General features: G+C 72.6%; 1 protein-coding gene. It reads right to left on the bottom strand.

The window, feature by feature from the left end; genetic code table 11:
• Window positions 1-1,612: FtsX-like permease family protein (locus VR45_RS30805; protein ID WP_045943160.1), on the bottom strand; the 1,612-nt coding region annotated here is incomplete at both ends.

Consider the following 1,612-nt stretch of genomic DNA (forward strand, 5'->3'; position numbering starts at 1 on the left):
ATGTCCAGCCGGGCCGCCCGGCGGGCCGGCCAGACGGCGGCCAGCAGGCCGATCACGGCGGCGGCGACCAGGAAGAACCCGATCTGCACCGGCGGCAGCACCAGGGTGATGCTCTTGAGCGAGCCCGCGATCGTCCGGACGGCGGCCCAGGCGGTGACGATGCCGAGCAGCACACCGACCACACCGCCGAACAGCGCGATCATCAGCGACTCCAGCCGGACCATCCGGCCGACGCCGCGCCGGTCCAGGCCGATCGCCCGCAGCATGCCGATCTCACGGCGGCGCTCGAACACCGACATCGCCATGGTGTTGACCACGCCGAGGATCGCGACGATCACGGACATGCCCAGCAGCCCGTACATGACGTTCAGCACGCCGTTGATCGCCCGGTTGGTCTCCGCCTTGATGTCCTTCTCGCCCTTGACGCCGATCAGCGGGTTGCCGCCGGTGGCGTCGCGCAGGGCCTGCTTGAGCGCGGGGGTGGCGCCGTCGGCGCCCTTGACCAGCACCTTCTGCAGGCCGGAGCCGGCGGCGGCGTGCGGCCCGACCAGCCGGTCCGGGGCGATCAGTCCGCGGACCTCGGAGTTCTGCTCCACCAGGGCGCCGACGGCGAGGCTGCCGCGGGTGCCGTCGGGGTAGGTGATGTCCAGGGTCGAGCCGACCGTGAGGTCGTTGCGCTCGGCGTAGTCCTTGGAGGCCAGCAGCTTGCCCTGCTGGAGCGCGTCGGCCGCGCCCGCGGTGACCTTGATGTCGACCAGCCGGTCGAAGGTCGCCGCGTCCACGGAGGTCAGCGAGGAGGTGTCGCCGTCGGCGACCGCCTTCACCGGCACATGCCGCACCACGCTCATCGCGGTGACCCCGGCCGTCTTGGCGATCTGCCCGGCGACCTCGGGGGAGAGCATCGAGTAGTTGTCCATGGCGACGGCGTAGTCCGCCTTGAGGTCGCTGGCGAAGGCCTTGTCGGCGGCCTTGCTCACCGAGGCGCCGACCACGCTCAGCGTGGTGATCAGGGTGACGCCGATGGTGAGGGCGGAGGCCGTGGCGGCGGTCCGGCGCGGGTTGCGCACGGCGTTCTCGCGGGCCAGCTTCCCGGGCGTGCCGAACAGCCTGCGCAGCACCGGGGCGAACAGCGCGATCACCGGGCGGGACAGCAGCGGGGTGAGGACGAAGACACCGATCATCAGCGCGCCGGCGCCGAGGCCCACCAGGTTGACCGACTCGGTGGCCGCGCCGCCGATCAGGCCGAGCGCGCCGCCGGAGGCGAACAGCAGGCCGATGATGTTGCGCACCAGCAGCGACTTCTGGGTGGCGGGCTGCTCGCTGGAGCTCATCGCGGCGACCGGGGCGACCCGGGAGGCGCGCAGCGAGGGCAGCCAGGCGGCCAGCACGGTGACGGCGACGCCGACGGCGAGCGAGGCGATCACGGTGGACGGGGCGATCACCAGCGGGCCGTCCGGCAGGTTGGCGTCCCACGGGCCGTTGAGCAGGGACTGCAGACCGGCCGCGATGCCGATGCCGCCGAGCAGACCGCCGATCGAGGCGGCCAGGCCGACCAGCAGGGCCTCGATCAGCACCGAGAGGGTGATCTGCTTGCGGCTGGCGCCGACGGCGC

It is taken from the genome of Streptomyces sp. NRRL S-495 (genome assembly GCF_000966955.1).
GTDB lineage: Bacteria > Actinomycetota > Actinomycetes > Streptomycetales > Streptomycetaceae > Kitasatospora > Kitasatospora purpeofusca.